The sequence below is a fragment of the Gordonia sp. IITR100 genome (assembly GCF_002009645.1).
Taxonomy (GTDB): domain Bacteria; phylum Actinomycetota; class Actinomycetes; order Mycobacteriales; family Mycobacteriaceae; genus Gordonia; species Gordonia hongkongensis.
The window spans coordinates 604,980-621,170 of the sequence record NZ_MVKV01000001.1 but is presented as its reverse complement, the minus strand read 5'-3'; the positions used below and the strand labels follow the sequence as shown (position 1 = coordinate 621,170).

Sequence of the window (16,191 nt, the reverse complement as noted above, 5' to 3'; positions counted from 1 at the left end):
ACACTTCGGGAGAACATACACCCGGTGTGTCGGAGGACACAATGGCCCGGTGGTCAGAGGGTGGTGAAGGCGAGCAGGATGTCGGCCAGCACCGCGACGACGTCGTCGAGGGTGTCGGGGTCGGGCGCCTCGCTCCAGCGATGGACCAAGCCGGTGAGCGCTCCGACGAAGGCGATCGCGAGGTGACGCTGCCGCGGCGTTGCGGGCCGGTCGGCGAACTCCGACATGGCGGACACGAAGAACTCGACCCACTCCTCACGTCCGTCGAGGCGGTGCTGCTCGACGCGCGGGCTCACGCCGACGATCTGGACGAACGACACCGCCGCGCGCCGGGGATCGGTGCCCACGGATGCCATATAGGCGCGCATCGCTGCGGTGCTCAGATCGCGAAGATCTCGAGAAGGGCAGTCGGCCAATGCTTCTGCCACCGCACTGCGGGCGGCGCCCTGCACGGTGTCGTACAGGGCCACCAGGAGTTCCTCGCGGTCGGTGAACTCCGCGTAGAACTGGCGTCGCGACAGCCCGGCCACCCGGCAGATCGACGTGACCGATGACTTCGCGTAACCGGTGTCGGTGAACTCGGCCAGCGCGGCGTCGAGAAAACGCTGCCGCCGTTCGGCGGCCCGGTCGCTCACCGAACGGCCACCGTAGGTGCGTTCGGAGGTCATCGAGGTGGCGATCCGGCTACGAGTCGAGCTTCGACGCGCGGAGTTCATGCCCCTTCGACGTCAGGCAGCGTCCCGTGGGCAGATCCCACTGCCATCCGTGCAGATTGCAGGTCAGCTTCTCGCCCTCGATGACCCCGAACTTGCCGAGATCGGCCTTGAGGTGCGGGCAGCGCCGCTGGATCTCCCAGCCGTCCTTGGTGATCGACGCCGAGTCGTCGTGTGCTTCGGCGAACCAGCCGTCGGCGTAAGCGATCCGTTCGTCGGTCAGGCACTTGAAGAAGGTGTAGAGGAACTCGTTGTAACCGCCGATGCGCCAGGTGGTGAACCGCGTCGACAGGAAGATGGTGTTGACCCAGTCGGGCTCGTTGTCGCGCAGGACGGTCCGGACCAGCTCGGTGGCGATCCGGAAACCGTAGCGGTACTTGCCCTCTCCTTCCTTGGGCTCGCGCACGATGCGGTTCGGGAAGTCGATCACGACGGTCTCGGTGGCGTCGTTGGCCGGGCCGCCGCCGGGGGTCATCACCAGTCCGACGGGGTAGCCGATGCCGTCGCAGATCAGATCCGACTGCGCCATGATCGGCTCGAACAGCTCGCGGAGGGCGCCGATCAGCGGCTCGCCCTCGGCCGGTGCCCACGTGGCCTTCTCCGCGGCGATGACCGGTGCGAACTTCTCCTTCATCCGCTCGAGGTAGGCCCGCTTGTTCTCGCCGAAGACATCGGCGGGCGCGTAGGGATGGGTCACCTCGTTCAGCGTCGGTCCCGAGAAGTCGGCGACCGAACCCGACACCATCATCAGGCCGCGGTGCTTCTCGCCGTCGTCGGTGCCGTGGATGCGCATCTGCTCCAGGAAGGTTTCCTGGTCCGGGAAGATCGACGTGGTGTCCGCGGTCTCGGCGGACCCGAAGTCGTTGAGGTAGAACAGGTCCTCGTCGAGGAACATCGGCGGTCCGGCCGACGGCACCACCCACGTCGCCCCGACCTGCTCGATATAGGAACGCGCACGGTCCATTCCGCGCTGTCGTTTCTGAGAGGCGAAGTTGGCCTTGGACTTCCGCGGGATGTCGTAGACCATCGGGTACCAGATCGCGCCGGAGTACTGCAGCAGGTGGACGTCGACGTGCCCGAACGCCTCGTCGACGACGTCCAGGTCGATCGGCCGGGCGTCGTTCATGTTGAAGCACACCGTCTCGCCGTCGGAGACGATGAGTCCACTGTCGCCGATCGGGCCGTCGGCGGGCGCCCGCAACGCGATGATCATGACGTCCAACGAACCCTTGTCGTTCGTCACCGTCGTCTTGACCGAGTCGGTGGTTTCCACGAACTTGGAGAATCCGAGCTTCTCGAGTTCGCGGCGCAGGTCCGGCACCGGGTAGTCGGGGAGCAGGACGGTGGCGTCCTTGTTCACGTTCTCGCGCAGGTTCCGCTCGTCGAAGTGATCGCGGTGCAGATGCGAGACGTAGAGGTAATCGCAGTCGCCGAGCGCCTTCCAGTCGAGTCCGGAGTTGTCCGGGAAGGGCACCCAGGAGGCGAAGTACGTCGGGTTGACCCAGGGGTCGCAGAGGATCGATCCGGCGGTGGTCTGGATGTGGAAACCGGCATGACCGATGCTGGTGATCTGCACGAAGGGGCCTTTCATGGTGTGCGCGGGGCTGCGCGGCAGGGCACTACAGACGTCCAGGGTATCGAGCCGTGCCGGGCTGGTGCGTGGGCCATGAGTCCCGCGGGATGCTCACCGTGAGGAGTCTCACGGGTCCCGTCGTGATGAACGGCCGGTCACGGCGACCAGGCTGCCGACGGCGGCGAGGGCTCCGGGGACAGTGGCTAAGCTCTCTCGCATGGAACCCGTGTACGACACCGTGATCACCGCCGCCCGCCTGTTGTGGCTGGCCGAAGGTCTGAAGTTCAAGGTGTCGGGTGTGGAACACGTACCGGCCGACGGCGCCGGCGTCGTCGCGATCAACCACACCGGCTACCTGGACTTCACCTACGCGGGTATCCCGGCCTACCTGCAGGGCCGTCGCAAGGTCCGCTTCATGGCGAAGAAGGAGGTCTTCGACAACAAGATCTCCGGGCCGATCATGCGTTCGCTCAAGCACATTCCCGTCGACCGCGCGCAAGGTGCGGACAGCTACCGCAACGCGGTCGAGTACCTCAAGCGCGGCGAGCTCGTCGGGGTCTACCCCGAGGCGACGATCAGCCGGAGCTTCGAGCTGAAGGCCTTCAAGTCCGGTGCCGCCCGCATGGCGATCGAATCCGGCGCGCCGATCGTCCCCACGGTGATCTGGGGTGCGCAGCGCGTGTGGACCAAGGGGCACCCCAAACAGCTGGGGCGCACCGGGTACAAGATCTCCATCGGCGTCTGCGAGCCCCTCGAGGCCACGGGCAGCGCCGACGCCCTCACGGCCAAGCTGCACGAGGTCATGAGTGCGAAACTCCTCGAACTGCAGGATGCCTACGGCGAGCACCCGAAGGGTGAGTTCTGGGTCCCCGCCCGGCTCGGCGGTTCGGCGCCGACACTCGAGGAGGCCAACCGGATGGACGCCCAGGAGCAGGCCGAACGTGCCGCCAAACGCGAGCCGCGGAAGGACGACCCCGGGGTCGTCTGATCGACTGTCGGCCGGTGAGGCGGCGTTAACCTGGACCCATGAGCGCAGCCAGGCACGGACACCGCGAGCCGGTGTATCGCACCTTGGAGCTGATCGCCAACGGGATCGTCCGGGCGCAGGCTCTCGACCTGCACTTCACCGGCATCGAGAACATCCCCGACTCCGGCGGCGCCGTGCTGTGCGTCAACCACACCGGCTACGTCGACTTCCTGCCGCTCGCGCTCGGGGTGCAGCGGGCCGGACGCCGGACCCGTTTTCTCATCAAGTCCGAGGTCATGGACATCGGGATCATGCGGTTCCTGGTCAACCACACCAAGACCGTCCCGGTGGACCGGTCGCGCGGCGCCGAGGCGTATCGAGCCGCGCTCGGTCGGCTGCGGGACGGCTACATCGTCGCGGTCTATCCGGAGGCGACGATCAGCCGCAGCTTCGAGCTCAAGGAGTTCAAGAGCGGTGCGGCCCGGATGGCCGCCGAGACCGGGGTGCCCATTATCCCGGCGATCGTGTGGGGCGCCCACCGCCAGTGGACGAAGGGCGGACTGCGGAACATCGGCCGGAGCCGGCTGCCGGTGCATGTCCGGTTCGGTCTGCCGTTCACCCCAGCTCCGGGCGAGTCCCCCGAGCGTGAGACCCTGAGGCTCCGCGACACCATGAACTCGATGCTCCTCGAAGTCCAGGACGCCTACGGTCCCCACCCGCCGGGTGAGTTCTGGGTTCCGTCGCGACTGGGCGGTTCGGCACCGACACCTCAGGAAGCCGCGGTGATCGAAGCCGACGAGGCGCTCCGCAAAGCCGAGGCGCGGGCGAGACGAGCCGCCGAGAGATCACGGTCGAGAGAAAGCAGACGCTGATGACATTCGGTCCACCCACACTCATCGCCAGCGACGTGGACGGAACCCTCATCGACGACGAGAACCGGGTCTCCCCGCGCACGCTGGCCGTGCTCGCCGCCGCCCGTGCTGCCGGTACGGAATTCGTGCTTGCCACCGGTCGACCCCCGCGCTGGATCGCCGAGATCACCGACCAGTTCGCCGGCACCGACGCGTTCGTCCGGTACGCGGTGTGCGCCAACGGCGCCATCATCTACGACGCCGAGCACGACCGCGTGCTGTGGTCGGCCAATCTCGAACCCGACGCCCTGGTCAAACTCGGCGAGATCGCCTACCAGCAGATCCCGGGATGCGGCATCGCGGCCGAGCGGGCGGGCCGTTCCGCACACGACGCCGCGACCGCGCCGTTCGTCGCGAGCGCCGGCTACGAACACGCATGGCTCAACCCCGACCACGTCGAGGTCGGTGACGACGAGGTGTTCGGTGATCCGGCCGTGAAACTCCTCGTCCGCAAGCCGGGTATGGCCTCCGACGAGATGGCTCGTCGTCTGGAGCCGATGGTCGGCGACCTCGCCCAGGTGACCTTCTCCACCGACAACGGACTCATCGAGCTGTCCGTACCGGGCACACACAAGGCGTCCGGACTAGCCCGGCTCGCCGAGCTCGCCGGACTCCCCGTCGACGCGGTGATCGCGTTCGGCGACATGCCCAACGACGCCGAGATGCTCACCTGGGCGGGCCTCGGAGTCGCGATGGGACACGGTCATCCGACCGCACTCGACGCCGCCGACGAGGTCACCGTGGGCAACAACGACGACGGCGTCGCGAAGGTGCTCGAGCGCTGGTTCGCCGGAACCTGATCCGTCCCCGCGGATCGCGGGACCCGGCTCAGGTCGCCGGCGGTACCGGGGCGGGGGCACCCGGTTCGACCGGCGGCGCGGGGGCGCCGGGTGCGGCCGGCGGAGGTGCCGGGGCTGCGGGATCGGCAGGCGGAGTCGGTTCGGGTGCCGGCGGCGCACCGCCGGCGAGCGCCCGGATCGCGGTGAGCGCCGCGTAGCCGTGGACTCCCGGACAGCTGGTGCTGTTGTAGTCGCGGTGCCCGGAGATGACCGGCAGGTTCGACTGCGTGCCCGCCGCGAACTTGGTGCCCGCGAACCCCTCTGAGGTCAGCGTCGCCGTGCCCGCCGGGTTGAGTCCGGCCTTGCCGAGGCGCCAGCGCAGGAACTTGCCGGTCGCCGACACCATCGCCGCGGTCGGCGGCACCTCCTCGAGGTTGCCGATCATCGACACCCCGAGGGTCTCCTTGTTGAACCCGCCGGTGTGCGTGCCCTCGACGTTGCGGTCGAGTCCGCCGAACGCGCCCTCGAAGATCTGGCCGTACTTGTCGATGAGCACGTTGTACCCGATGTCGCACCAGTTCAGGCTGCGTGCGTGATAGGCGTAGATGCCCCGGACGATCTCCGCGGACTGCTGCGGGGTGTAGTCGTTGCTGCCGGCCGTGTGGTGCACGATCGCACCGCGCATCTGCGGCGAGTACACCGGCTGCGAACAGCGAATGGACTCGTCGGCGCCCCATGCCTGGCGGGCCACGACCTGCGGTCCGCCGGTCAGCGGCGAGAGCAACGACGAACCCAGGCCGAGCAGGCTCTCGGGGCTGATGAGCGTCGCCTTCAGCGCATTGAGGGCAACCGTGGCCAACTCCGTCACCACCGTGCTCGCGGTGCCGACGGCCAGCTGGGCGAGATCGCCGCCCTGGGTTTCCGCCGCCGGGATCGCGAGGCCGTCCTTGCTCGCGGCGACCTGCACCTCACGTGCGTCGCCCACCCAGACCGGTTCGGTACCGACCGGGTTCTTCGCGCTGGGCGCCTGTCCGCGGGTGATCTGCTCCAGGACCGTCCACGGTCCCCACTTGCCGTCGGGGTTCTTCGCACGCAGCTTGAGGTCGACGTCCACGGGTCGCTCCCAGGTGAACGCCACCATCTTGATCGGCGCCTCGCGCGCGATGTGCGTGACCGCCGCCCCGACCTCGCGGCCGTCGGCCATTGTGGGTGTCGCCGGGGTCGTGCTGCTCGGGTTCGATCGGGTCGGGGTCCCCGGTGCCCGGTCATCTCGAGGCGCCGGCTGTTCCCGCGTCGTCGACGGTGCCGACCGCTCGCTGCTGCTGGGCGGCTCGGTCGTCGGGGTGGCGGCGGGTTCGGTTGTCTCCGAGCCGGTTTCCGACGGTGACGATTCTGTCGAGGGGGATTCCGACGGCGACGATTCTGCCGATGACTCCCTCGACGGTGATCCCGACGGGGCAGAGGGATCGGTGCTCGACGATGAGCCGGCTCCCGGTACGAGACCCTTCGGCAGCGGGACCGTCAGATCCGGCAGCGGGAACGCGTCCGGATCGATCGGCGGCAGTTCGACCCCCGCCGCGGCGAGGCCGGACGTCGCCACGTCGACGATGGCGGCGGGCAGTTCCCGTAACGGGACCTGCTCGATCTCGGTGTTGGAGACCGTCTGCTTGTTGTCCACCAACTGTGGTTCGGACTGGCTCGCGATCACCACGAACGGGCTCGCGACGACCGCGGCGGCGATCGCGGCGAGCGCGATCGAAGGTTTCGGTCTGGGGTAACGCACTCAGGTCTCCTCGCAGGTTGGTCGGACCGCGGCGCTGGTGCTCCGGGGGTGTGGTCGGGTCCGCTCAGCCGTCGACATCAGCGCAGCCGACGGCGTCGAAGCCACCAGGACTTCGAAGTCGTCGACTGTGCTCGGTACGGCGGTCATCGTCGCCGTCAGGCATCGACGACGGCGGCGACACACGCCGCGCATCGGTAACTCGTGATGTTCTTGTTATATGTGTGATGGATGTGACTGATGTGTTGATGGTCGACGATGAGGTGGCAATGAATCCGGGGACCTGACCCCCGCGCCAGAGGTCACGGCGGCCCGGACAACTCGTGATCCGGTTGTGATCCCGTCGGGTTGGTGATCGGCATCTGAGTTCACTAGGGTCACTTAAGTCCCAATCGTCACATCAGTCACAGGCGTTACGAGCGGTGCAGAAGTTCGCCGCCCGCGGCTGGTGTCGTCGCGACCGAAGGATGTGTTCTGCAGTGACCAAAGCCCGACCTACACGGCTTCTGCCGCGATGGCCGGCGAGCGGTGCGCGGCCCGGACGGGCCCGCAACCGCGCGTTGACCTGGGCCGCGGCGGGGCTGGCGCCCGCACTGCTGGCCGGTGGACTCGCTGTCGCGAGCTCATCGGAATCGGCCGAACAGGTCGAGCTCTCGGTCGGGTCGACGGTGACGCTGATCGGGCACGGTCATGGCCACGGCCGCGGAATGGGGCAATGGGGAGCGTACGGCTACGCCCGCAAGGGCTGGACGGCACAGCAGATCCTGCGCCACTACTACGGTGGCACCACCGCGGGGAAGGTGGACAGGCCCGAGATCCTGGTGGCCCTCACGGGTCAGGGCTCGGTGAATGTGCACGCGGACGCCGGCATGCGAGTCGGTGGTCAGACGGTGGCTCCCGGGCAGGCGGTCAGCCTGTCCGGGGGCACGGCCACCATCCGCAGCGGGTGCGGCGGCGGTGCGGTGCGGTCGGTGCCGGCCACCTTCGTCGAACCCCTGAGCATGGCGCCCAACCGCCCGGCCGGTGAATTCCTCAAATTCTGCGGATCGAACAAGGCCTACCGCGGGGCCATGGGCCTCGAAGGCGGGCGCGTGGTCAATCGCATCCACATCGACGACTACGTCAAGGGCGTCATCCCGCGCGAGAGCCTGCCCGCCTGGGGCGACTCCGGCGGCGCGGCGGCGCTGCAGGCGCAGGCCGTGGCGGCCCGCACCTACGCACTCGCGGCGATCGCAGGTGGCAAGAAGATCGACGACACCCAGAATTCGCAGGTCTACGGCGGTGTCTCGGGTGAGGACCGCCGGACCAACGCGGCGGCCGACGCCACCGCCGGCCAGATCCTGATGCAGAACGGTCAACCGGCCTTCACCGAGTTCTCCGCCTCGACCGGCGGCTACACGGCCGGCGGACGTTTCCCGGCCGTCGTCGACGAGGGCGACACGGTCTCGCCCAACCACAACTGGACCGCCACCGTCAGCGCGGGCAGCATCGGATCGGCGTTCGGAGTCGGTGCGCTGCAGAGCTTCGAGGTCATCGAGGCCAACGGCCTGGGCGCCGAACACGGACGCGCGATCAAGGTGCGCGCGGTCGGCTCCGGCGGGACCGCGGAGGTGAGTGGCGAGGAAGCTCGAACCAAGCTGCAGCTGAAGTCGTCGTGGTTCGCGGTCCAGGGCCAGCCCTCGCCGCCGCGGATCGTCAAACCGCCCACCGGCCCGGCGTCGCCCGGCGGCGGGGGTATCGATTTCGGCAGCCTCAACCAGCTCGCCGAACAGATCCTGCCGGGATCGTCGAAGTTCCTCGACATGGCGACGTCGGCGATGAACGGACGGTTCGCTGACCTGGGCGGGATCACCGGACCGCTGGGCCAGGCGCTCGGTGTGCCGACCCTGACCCCCGACGCCGCGGGCGTCACCCAGCTCTTCGAGAAGGGGATGATGTTCTTCACCCCGGCCACCGGGCCGCGGGTCCTCGTCGGCAAGGGGCTCGAGCGCTACCAGGCTCGCGGCGGCATCCCCGCGCTGGGCTTTCCGAAGCGCGACGCGTTCCGCTGAGCGCTCAGTCGCCTTCCGGTCCCGCTTCGACGATCTGAGTGGCGACCTCCACGAGTTTGGTGTTGGTGTCCTGCGACAACCTGGCGAGCAGTGCGAACGCTTCGTCCGCGTCGAGCCGGTAGCGCTCCATGATCATGCCTTTGGCCTGCCCGATGATGTCCCGTGTGCCGAGCGCGGCGCGCAGCTGCTGCTTCTCCTGCACGGCTCCGAAGGTGGTCGCAGCGTGGGCTGCGAACAGCTCACCGACCTGCAGGGCGTCCTGAGTGAACGCGTGGGGCCGGGTGCTGTGCAGGTTCAGCGCGGCCGAGTCGTCGCCGTCGATATAGAGGTAGAAACAGGCCATCGACCTGATACCCAACTCGGCTGCGGCGGCGGCGAAGGCGGGCCAGCGGGTCTCGGCGGCCATGTCGTCGATGCAGACGGTGTGGACGCCGGTCGCCGCGCGCAGGCACGGGCCCTCACCCAGCTCGCGCTGTAACCGGTCCGCCTCGCCGCCGAGGTGGCCCACCATCACCGGGGTGTCGATCGCACCGTTCGAGACGAGGGTCACCGTCGCGTACTCCGCTCCCGGGATCGCATCGACCGCGAATTTGGTCATCGAACGAAGCGCTGCTTCGGTGTCGTCGCTCTCTTTGCGCATCTCGCTTGCGATCCGCGTCATCTGAGCCCCGAAGTCCGCCAACTCGGTCACTCCTGCCTCCTCGTGAGACGTTGTTCAGAGCGCTTCGACTGGACCGACAGCAAAGCGCGGGCTTCGAACTCCCCCGGGTGTTCAAAGAGATCATTATGCCGTACGGTGCGCGTCCGCGACGGTGACGAGTCCTTCTCGTTGCGCGACCGACCCGATGGGTGACGAAGTCATCACGTCGACGCAGAAGTCCGTGTCCGAGTACGACGCTGACGGGTGCAACGCCGACGACCGCAGGGCGGCGTGCACCTCGTCACCGGTTCGCGGGTACTCATCGACCCGCCACCGCCAGTGCACCGCGAGCACCTCGCCCGTCGGGGTCAGACATTCCGGCAACCGCGTGATCAGTTCGTCGAGATCCGCGTCACCGAGGTAATAGAGGACCTCACTGAGGACGATCAGGTCGAACCGGCCGGGCGGCCAGTCGGAGACGATGTCGCCGACGCGCACCTCGACGGAGTCGTGGCCGTCGAGTCGCTCGCGTGCGAGCTCCACCGCGCGCGGACTGACGTCCGTGCAGAGCAGATGATCGGCGCGCGTCGCCAGCTGCGCGCTGAGCACGCCGACCGAGCAGCCGGGCTCGAACACCGACCCGTACCGGGGAGAGCTCAAGGCCGCCAGGCTGAGGGCGTACTTTCGTTGTTCGTACCACCGCGACGTGAAGCCCCAGGGGTCGTCGCTGTCTCGGTACATGTCGTGGAAATAGTTGTCGGCGAGCCCTTCTCGGCTCCCGGCGGTGTGGTCGTCGGCCATGTCATCCGTCCTGATGATCGTCGGTGTCGGTTGCCGTCCCGGGCCCTCGTCGATGCCGATGTCGTGAGCGTCTTGAGTTCACACGAAGACGAACTCCCGATCGCGGAGCAGGCGGTCGAGGATGTGCCGTCCGAGGACGGTGGCGTCTTCGGGGGCGGGTGACAGCGGGCGGATCTGGGTGTCGAAGGCCTGCACGGCCTCTCGTTTGGCGGCCTCGAGATCGTCGTCGAGGACGAAGGTCCGCATCCGCTCCCACGGGATGTGGGGATCGTCGGGTGTGGCCCAGTGCCACATCCAGATCGGATACATCCAGACGGGGACGCCACATCGGTCGCCGACGCGTCGGGCACCCCGTCCGACGGCCTCGTGGTCGGGATGACCGTCGTGCGCCCACACCGCCAGCAGGGCCGTCGGGGTCTCGGGCTGCTCGGCGAGGGTGTGCTCGACGATGGCCTCGATCTCGTCCTCGTGGTCGGCGAGCGTGCCGTCGCCGAGCCCGCACCATCGCGTCGGTTCGATGCCCAGAACCGATGTCGCGGAGTCCACTTCGGCGCGTCGTCGGATCGCCAGCTCGGTGGGCGAGAGCGTGGGCGAACCAGGGTGCGACGCCGAGCCGTCGGACAGGCAGAGCGCGACGACCTCGATGCCACGTCGGTGGGCAGCCGCCATCAGCCCGCCGACCCCGAGTACCTCGTCGTCGGGATGGGCGGCCAGGACCACGAGCCGCCGGACGCCCGGCTCGAAGTCGGGCCACGGACCCCGCGCGGCGAACCACCGCTGCCATTCCGATTCCGGAGTTCCCTCCGCCGAGGTGGGGGTGGCGCCGAAGCGGTGCGCCGAGGGGGAGCCGTCGGCGGTCACGGACCCGCCGATCCCGGTCCGGGCGGGACGCCGTCGGTCAGAGCACCGAGGACTGCGAGGTCTCGATCGGCGTGGGACTGCCGGATGTAGACGGTGAGATCGGCGACGGCTTGCGCGTGACCGGCGTCGGCGGACAGCGGGCCGGGACCGAGCGCGCGTCCCACCCGGTCGATCACCGCGGTCGCGACCTGTTCGACCGACCAGCGCACGGCGAAGGCGAGTCGTTTCGACGGCGCGCCCGGGTCGGTGTCGATCTCGCGTGCCGCGGCCTGCAGATGCGCCCAACCGGACGCGAGATGGGCGTCGACCGCGCCGGCGTGCATCAGCAGCAGCGGGTCGTCGGAACGGGCGGCCGCGCGGTAGAGCGGCGCCGCGACCTTGCGGGCCCCGCCGAACCAGCATGCCGCGACCCCGATCCCGCCGTGCCAGAATCCCGGCCGGTCGAGGTATGCGCCCGGTTCGCCGATCGCGTCGGCGGGCACGGCGTCGAACGTGACGGTCCCGGTGTCGGAGTCGCGCATGCCCGCGTTGGCCCACCCGGAGCTGTCCGCGGACACCCCCGGGTGGCCGAGGTCGACGCCGAACAACCGGTTGCCGGTGTCGGTGCGCGCGGTGACCAGCGCGTGGGTGCACGACGTCGCGCCGGAGCACCACTCCTTGGTCCCGCTGAGTTCCCAGCCGTATGCGCCGCGGCGGGCGTCGACGCCGCTCCCGCGGGTCTCGGCCGCCCATACACCCCAGAACTCGCCCGGGGAGGTGCCGCCGTCGCAGATCTCGGCGAGGATGGCGTCGGCGTCGGCGTGCGCCTCGACGAGGCGACCCGTGCTGATGTCGTCGGAGCAGGCCCGGACGAGGGCGGCGAACCGGTCGAGGGTGCATCCGCCGCCCGGGCGGGGGAGCGTGAAGGACGGGTCGCCGACGATCGCGCGTGCCCGTGCGGGCGTCACCCGGCGACCTCGTCGGGCCGGGCCCCGGACAGTTGCCGCAGGTAGCCCGCGAAGCCGTGCCGTGCGCGCCCGTCGCGTCGCGTAGAGGTGCGGACCGGCGCGTGCGCACCCCGTTCGATGACCGCGCCCGCGGCATGCAGGCGGTCGACGAGATCGACGTCCTCGTCGGTGTCGAGCTCGCGGAAACCGCCGACGTCGGCGTAGGTCGAGGCGCGGACGCCGAGATTGGCGCCGTGGACGTGACCGTGCCCGGGGGACGGGTCGTACTCCCGCAGGTACATCTCGTCGGTTCCCGCCGGCCACTCGTCGAAACCGTCCGGGGTGACCGTGCCCACGTACGCGTCCGCCCCCGCGGCCGCGGCGGCGACATGCTCGGCGAGCCAGTCGCGCGGAACCGTCGAATCGGCGTCGGTGGTCGCGAACCACGTGGTGGCCGGTTCCGACGACGACGGACCCACGGACGCGAAACCGGCTCCGCGCGCCGCGCCGACACAGCGGACATCGACCACCACGGTCGACAACTCGTCCGTGACCAGCGTCGCGGAGTCGTCGTCGCAGGCGTCGAGCACCACGATCACCTCCACGGGGATCGGCACCGCCGTGGCCGCGGCCTGCAGGGCTTCGAGGCACGCGGGCAGTCGCTCGGCCTCGTTGTGGACGGGCACCACGACGACGATGCGCTCGATCGGAGCCGTTGCCTGGTGTTCCCTGGGGAGCCCCTCAGCCTGCGGGGGTGTTTGTGTCTGCTCCCTGAGGAGCCCCGGAGCTTGCGGGGGTGTTTGTGTCTGCTCCCTGAGGAGCCCCGGAGCCTGCGGAGGGGCGTCACGAAGGGTCGGGGACACCCGGTCGTCGGGCGATCGTACGAACAGCGGCGTCACTCAAACCCCGAACTGGTCACAGGAGAGGATGGGGCCCGGGGGCTACAGGCCGACGTTCGAAACAATACCCGGCTTCCGTGCCAGGCCACGTTGCTCGGAGATTACTCAGGGAGGGTCCGTTACCCTGAGGACCCGTGGCAACCAGTAGCAGCTATGACCTGATCGTCGTCGGCTCCGGATTCTTCGGCCTCACCGTCGCCGAGCGGGCCGCGACGCAGCTGGGCAAACGGGTCCTCGTGCTCGATCGGCGCGACCACCTCGGTGGCAACGCGTACTCCGAGGCCGAGCCGACGACCGGCATCGAGATCCACAAGTACGGGGCGCACCTGTTCCACACCTCCAACGAGCGGGTGTGGGAGTACGTCAACCAGTTCACCGACTTCACCGGCTACCAGCACCGGGTGTTCGCCCTGCACAACGGGCAGGCCTACCAGTTCCCGATGGGCCTCGGGCTGGTCAGCCAGTTCTTCGGCCGTTACTTCAGTCCCGACGAGGCGCGGAAGCTGATCGCCGAGCAGGCCAGCGAGATCGAGACCGCCGAGGCGCGCAACCTCGAGGAGAAGGCGATCAGCCTGATCGGCCGCCCGCTCTACGAGGCGTTCATCAAGCACTACACCGCCAAGCAGTGGCAGACCGATCCCAAGGAACTGCCCGCGGGAAACATCACCCGGCTTCCGGTCCGCTACACCTTCGACAACCGCTACTTCAACGACACCTACGAGGGTCTACCGGTCGACGGTTACACCGCGTGGCTCGAGAACATGGCGGCCGACGACCGCATCGAGGTGCGCCTGTCCACCGACTGGTTCGACGTCCGTGAGCAATTGCGCGCGGACAGTCCCGACGCCCCGGTCGTCTACACCGGCCCCGTGGACCGGTACTTCGAATACTCGGCCGGCCGACTCGGCTGGCGCACACTCGACTTCGAGACCGAGGTGCTCGACACCGGCGACTTCCAGGGCACACCGGTGATGAACTACAACGACGCCGACGTCCCGTTCACCCGTATCCACGAGTTCCGACATTTCCATCCCGAGCGGGACTCCTACCCCGACGACAAGACGGTCATCATGCGGGAGTTCAGCCGGTTCGCCGAGAACGACGACGAGCCGTACTACCCGATCAACACACCCGAGGACCGGGCGATGCTGACCACCTACCGTGACCTCGCCCGCACCGAGACCGCAAGTGCCGGAGTGTTGTTCGGTGGTCGCCTGGGCACCTATCAGTACCTCGACATGCACATGGCGATCGCGAGTGCGCTCACCATGTTCGACAACACCCTGGCACCGCATCTGCGTGATGGTGCGCCGCTGGTGGCCGACCCCGCAGGAGCCGAATAGATGAGGGTGACTCCCGTGAACCACTCCGACATCCCCGACGCCGGAGTGGGGCCGTCGAAGGCGAAAGCCCTTCTGCAGCGGGTGATCTTCCCGCGCGCAGGCGAACCCCTCGACGTCCGGTCGCTGTACGTCGTGGAGTCCGAGAGCAACAACCGCCGGGCGCACGCCCCCAGCCGGACCTCGGTGCTCCTCGGTGCCGAGTCCGAGGTGAGCTTCGAGACCTACTTCAACGCCTTCGCCGCGGCCTACTGGCGCCGCTGGAGCATCCTCGACTCCGTGGTGCTCCGCGTCGAGGTGATCGGCACCTGCCGCGTCGACCTGTACCGCTCCAAGATCGACGGGTCGCGTATCGGCATCGGCGGTGATCTCGTCGACACCGACGAAACCGGCCGCGGCGTAGTCGAATTCGAGCTGGACCTCGGCCCCTTCGAAGACGGCGGCTGGATCTGGTTCGACGTCACCACCGACACCGACACCGAGATCGTCTCCGCCGGTTGGTACGCGCCCATCGAGGCGCCGACCCCGGACGCGGAGACCAAGCGCGTCACGGTGGGCATCCCGACCTTCAACCGCCCCACCGACGCGGTGAACGCGTTGGCCGCGTTGACCTCCGACCCCATGGTCGACGAGGTGATCGACGCGGTGATGATGCCCGACCAGGGCACCAAGAAGGTCGTCGACGAACCCGGGTACACCGAGGCCGCGGCCGCTCTCGGCGACCGGCTGCACATCTTCGACCAGGGCAACCTCGGCGGCTCGGGCGGGTACGCGCGCATCATGTACGAGGCGCTGCGGCTCACCGACTCGCCCTACGTCCTCTACATGGACGACGACATCGCGATCGAACCCGACTCGATCCTGCGGGCGCTGGCCATGTCGCGATTCGCGAAGGCGCCCATGCTCGTCGGCGGTCAGATGCTGAACCTGCAGGACCGCAGTCACCTCCACTGCATGGGTGAGGTCATCCGGCGCGACACCTTCATGTGGACCGCGGCGCCGTTCGTCGAGTACGACCACAACTTCTCCAAACACCCACTGCGCGACCGCGAGAACTCGAAGAACCTGCACCGGCGGATCGACGTCGAGGGCAACGGTTGGTGGATGTGCATGATCCCGCGCGAATGTGCGGAGCAGATCGGCCTCCCGATGCCCCTGTTCATCAAGTGGGACGACTGGGAGTTCGCACTCCGCGCGTCGAAGGCCGGTTACCCCACCGCCACCGTGCCGGGTATCGCGATCTGGCACATGGCCTGGAGCGACAAGGACGACGCGATCGACTGGCAGGCGTACTTCCACCTGCGCAACCGGCTCGTCGTCGCTTCGATCCACCACGACGGTCCCATCAAGGGGATCGTCCGGTCGATGACCAAGGCGACCGCGAAACACCTCCTCTGCCTGGAGTATTCGACGGTCGCGATCCAGAACGAGGCGATCCGGGACTTCCTCGCCGGACCCGATCACATCCGCAGTCTGCTGCCCACCGCGCTGCCGAAGGTCGCGCAGATGCGCAAGCAGTATCCGGACGCGGTCGTCCTCCCCTCGGCGACCGAGCTGCCGCGGACCTCGGGCGAGGCAACGCATCTCGGGACCTCGATACCGCTGAACCCGATCAGCAAGATCAAGGCGCTGACCGCCGCGGTGGTGAACAATGTCCGCCCGGCCGATCCCCGGCATCACGAGGTGCCGCAGGCCAACTTCCCACCGATCGAGGCGCGATGGTTCTCCCTCGGACGGGTCGACGGTGTCACGGTCACCACCGCCGACGGCCGCGGCGTCGTCTACCGGCAGCGCGACCGCGAGAAGATGATCGAGCTCGCCCGGGAACATTTCGCCCTCGTGAAGGAATTGCAGGACAAGTTCCCGGAGATGAAGCAGCAGTACAGGTCCGCACACCGCGACCTGACGTCGAAGGAGAGCTGGGCGGGTGTCTTCGGAATCTGATGGTCC

14 protein-coding genes are annotated in these 16,191 nt (G+C 68.5%); 6 read left to right on the top strand and 8 right to left on the bottom strand.

Annotation, left to right across the window (positions count from 1 at the left end):
• Nucleotides 1-53: 53 nt before the first annotated feature.
• Both B1818_RS02920 and B1818_RS02915 read right to left on the bottom strand, forming a co-directional pair.
• Nucleotides 54-668, bottom strand: a complete 615-nt coding sequence (locus tag B1818_RS02920) for a TetR/AcrR family transcriptional regulator (RefSeq protein WP_058250923.1) — start codon at nt 666-668, stop codon at nt 54-56.
• Nucleotides 669-684: 16 nt separating this feature from the next.
• Nucleotides 685-2,289 carry a Rieske 2Fe-2S domain-containing protein gene (locus B1818_RS02915; protein WP_078111988.1) on the bottom strand — a complete coding sequence of 535 codons (1,605 nt, stop codon included), beginning with the start codon at nt 2,287-2,289 and terminating at the stop codon, nt 685-687.
• Nucleotides 2,290-2,503: 214 nt separating this feature from the next.
• On the opposite strand from B1818_RS02915, the gene B1818_RS02910 reads away from it, so the two are divergent.
• Genes B1818_RS02910 through B1818_RS02900 form a run of 3 tightly spaced genes read left to right on the top strand, consistent with a single transcriptional unit; the run spans nt 2,504 to nt 4,964 of the window.
• Nucleotides 2,504-3,274 carry a 1-acyl-sn-glycerol-3-phosphate acyltransferase gene (locus tag B1818_RS02910; protein ID WP_078111884.1) on the top strand — a complete coding sequence of 257 codons (771 nt, stop codon included), beginning with the start codon at nt 2,504-2,506 and terminating at the stop codon, nt 3,272-3,274.
• 38 nt (nt 3,275-3,312) lie between these two features.
• Nucleotides 3,313-4,125: a 1-acyl-sn-glycerol-3-phosphate acyltransferase gene (locus B1818_RS02905; protein ID WP_058250925.1), complete on the top strand. Its 813-nt coding sequence runs from the start codon at nt 3,313-3,315 to the stop codon at nt 4,123-4,125.
• Nucleotides 4,125-4,964 carry a Cof-type HAD-IIB family hydrolase gene (locus tag B1818_RS02900; RefSeq protein ID WP_058250926.1) on the top strand — a complete coding sequence of 280 codons (840 nt, stop codon included), beginning with the start codon at nt 4,125-4,127 and terminating at the stop codon, nt 4,962-4,964. The genes B1818_RS02905 and B1818_RS02900 overlap by 1 nt, the downstream gene beginning before the upstream one ends.
• Nucleotides 4,965-4,992: 28 nt before the next feature.
• On the opposite strand, the gene B1818_RS02895 is transcribed toward B1818_RS02900, so the two are convergent.
• Nucleotides 4,993-6,726, bottom strand: a complete 1,734-nt coding sequence (locus B1818_RS02895; protein ID WP_078111883.1) for an N-acetylmuramoyl-L-alanine amidase — start codon at nt 6,724-6,726, stop codon at nt 4,993-4,995.
• Between the two features lie 464 nt (nt 6,727-7,190).
• On the opposite strand from B1818_RS02895, the gene B1818_RS02890 reads away from it, so the two are divergent.
• Nucleotides 7,191-8,774 (top strand): SpoIID/LytB domain-containing protein, encoded by a 1,584-nt coding sequence (locus B1818_RS02890; RefSeq protein WP_254859532.1) that lies wholly within the window; start codon nt 7,191-7,193, stop codon nt 8,772-8,774.
• A 4-nt stretch (nt 8,775-8,778) separates the two neighbouring features.
• Here B1818_RS02890 and B1818_RS02885 read toward each other — a convergent pair whose 3' ends face one another.
• The 5 genes from B1818_RS02885 to B1818_RS02865 all read right to left on the bottom strand — a co-directional run bounded on the left by B1818_RS02885 (nt 8,779) and on the right by B1818_RS02865 (nt 12,688).
• The gene (locus B1818_RS02885) at nt 8,779-9,465 is read right to left on the bottom strand and encodes a GAF and ANTAR domain-containing protein (RefSeq protein WP_078111882.1); all 687 of its coding nucleotides are present in this window, start codon (nt 9,463-9,465) and stop codon (nt 8,779-8,781) included.
• A gap of 93 nt (nt 9,466-9,558) precedes the next feature.
• Nucleotides 9,559-10,215 carry a class I SAM-dependent methyltransferase gene (locus B1818_RS02880; protein WP_078111881.1) on the bottom strand — a complete coding sequence of 219 codons (657 nt, stop codon included), beginning with the start codon at nt 10,213-10,215 and terminating at the stop codon, nt 9,559-9,561.
• Between the two features lie 78 nt (nt 10,216-10,293).
• On the bottom strand, nt 10,294-11,076 hold the full coding sequence (locus tag B1818_RS02875; RefSeq protein WP_058250929.1) for a PIG-L deacetylase family protein: 783 nt from the start codon (nt 11,074-11,076) through the stop codon (nt 10,294-10,296).
• A complete protein-coding gene (locus B1818_RS02870; RefSeq protein ID WP_058250930.1) occupies nt 11,073-12,023 on the bottom strand; it encodes an acyl-CoA dehydrogenase family protein in 951 nt (316 codons plus the stop codon). The genes B1818_RS02875 and B1818_RS02870 overlap by 4 nt, the downstream gene beginning before the upstream one ends.
• Nucleotides 12,020-12,688, bottom strand: a complete 669-nt coding sequence (locus B1818_RS02865; protein WP_331456748.1) for a glycosyltransferase — start codon at nt 12,686-12,688, stop codon at nt 12,020-12,022. The genes B1818_RS02870 and B1818_RS02865 overlap by 4 nt, the downstream gene beginning before the upstream one ends.
• 347 nt (nt 12,689-13,035) lie before the next feature.
• Here B1818_RS02865 and glf point away from each other — a divergent pair, with 347 nt between their 5' ends.
• Nucleotides 13,036-14,244: a UDP-galactopyranose mutase gene (gene glf / locus B1818_RS02860; RefSeq protein ID WP_058250931.1), complete on the top strand. Its 1,209-nt coding sequence runs from the start codon at nt 13,036-13,038 to the stop codon at nt 14,242-14,244.
• The gene (locus tag B1818_RS02855; RefSeq protein WP_078111879.1) at nt 14,245-16,185 is read left to right on the top strand and encodes a glycosyltransferase; all 1,941 of its coding nucleotides are present in this window, start codon (nt 14,245-14,247) and stop codon (nt 16,183-16,185) included.
• Nucleotides 16,186-16,191: the final 6 nt, after the last annotated feature.

Bases quoted from the DNA above. Each gene is read 5' to 3' on its own strand.
- B1818_RS02905 (WP_058250925.1), top strand. From the start codon at position 3,313: ATGAGCGCAGCCAGGCACGGACACCGCGAGCCGGTGTATCGCACCTTG.
- B1818_RS02890 (WP_254859532.1), top strand. From the start codon at position 7,191: ATGTGTTCTGCAGTGACCAAAGCCCGACCTACACGGCTTCTGCCGCGA.
- B1818_RS02855 (WP_078111879.1), top strand. From the start codon at position 14,245: ATGAGGGTGACTCCCGTGAACCACTCCGACATCCCCGACGCCGGAGTG.
- B1818_RS02880 (WP_078111881.1), bottom strand. From the start codon at position 10,215: ATGGCCGACGACCACACCGCCGGGAGCCGAGAAGGGCTCGCCGACAAC.
- B1818_RS02910 (WP_078111884.1), top strand. From the start codon at position 2,504: ATGGAACCCGTGTACGACACCGTGATCACCGCCGCCCGCCTGTTGTGG.
- B1818_RS02920 (WP_058250923.1), bottom strand. From the start codon at position 668: ATGACCTCCGAACGCACCTACGGTGGCCGTTCGGTGAGCGACCGGGCC.
- B1818_RS02900 (WP_058250926.1), top strand. From the start codon at position 4,125: ATGACATTCGGTCCACCCACACTCATCGCCAGCGACGTGGACGGAACC.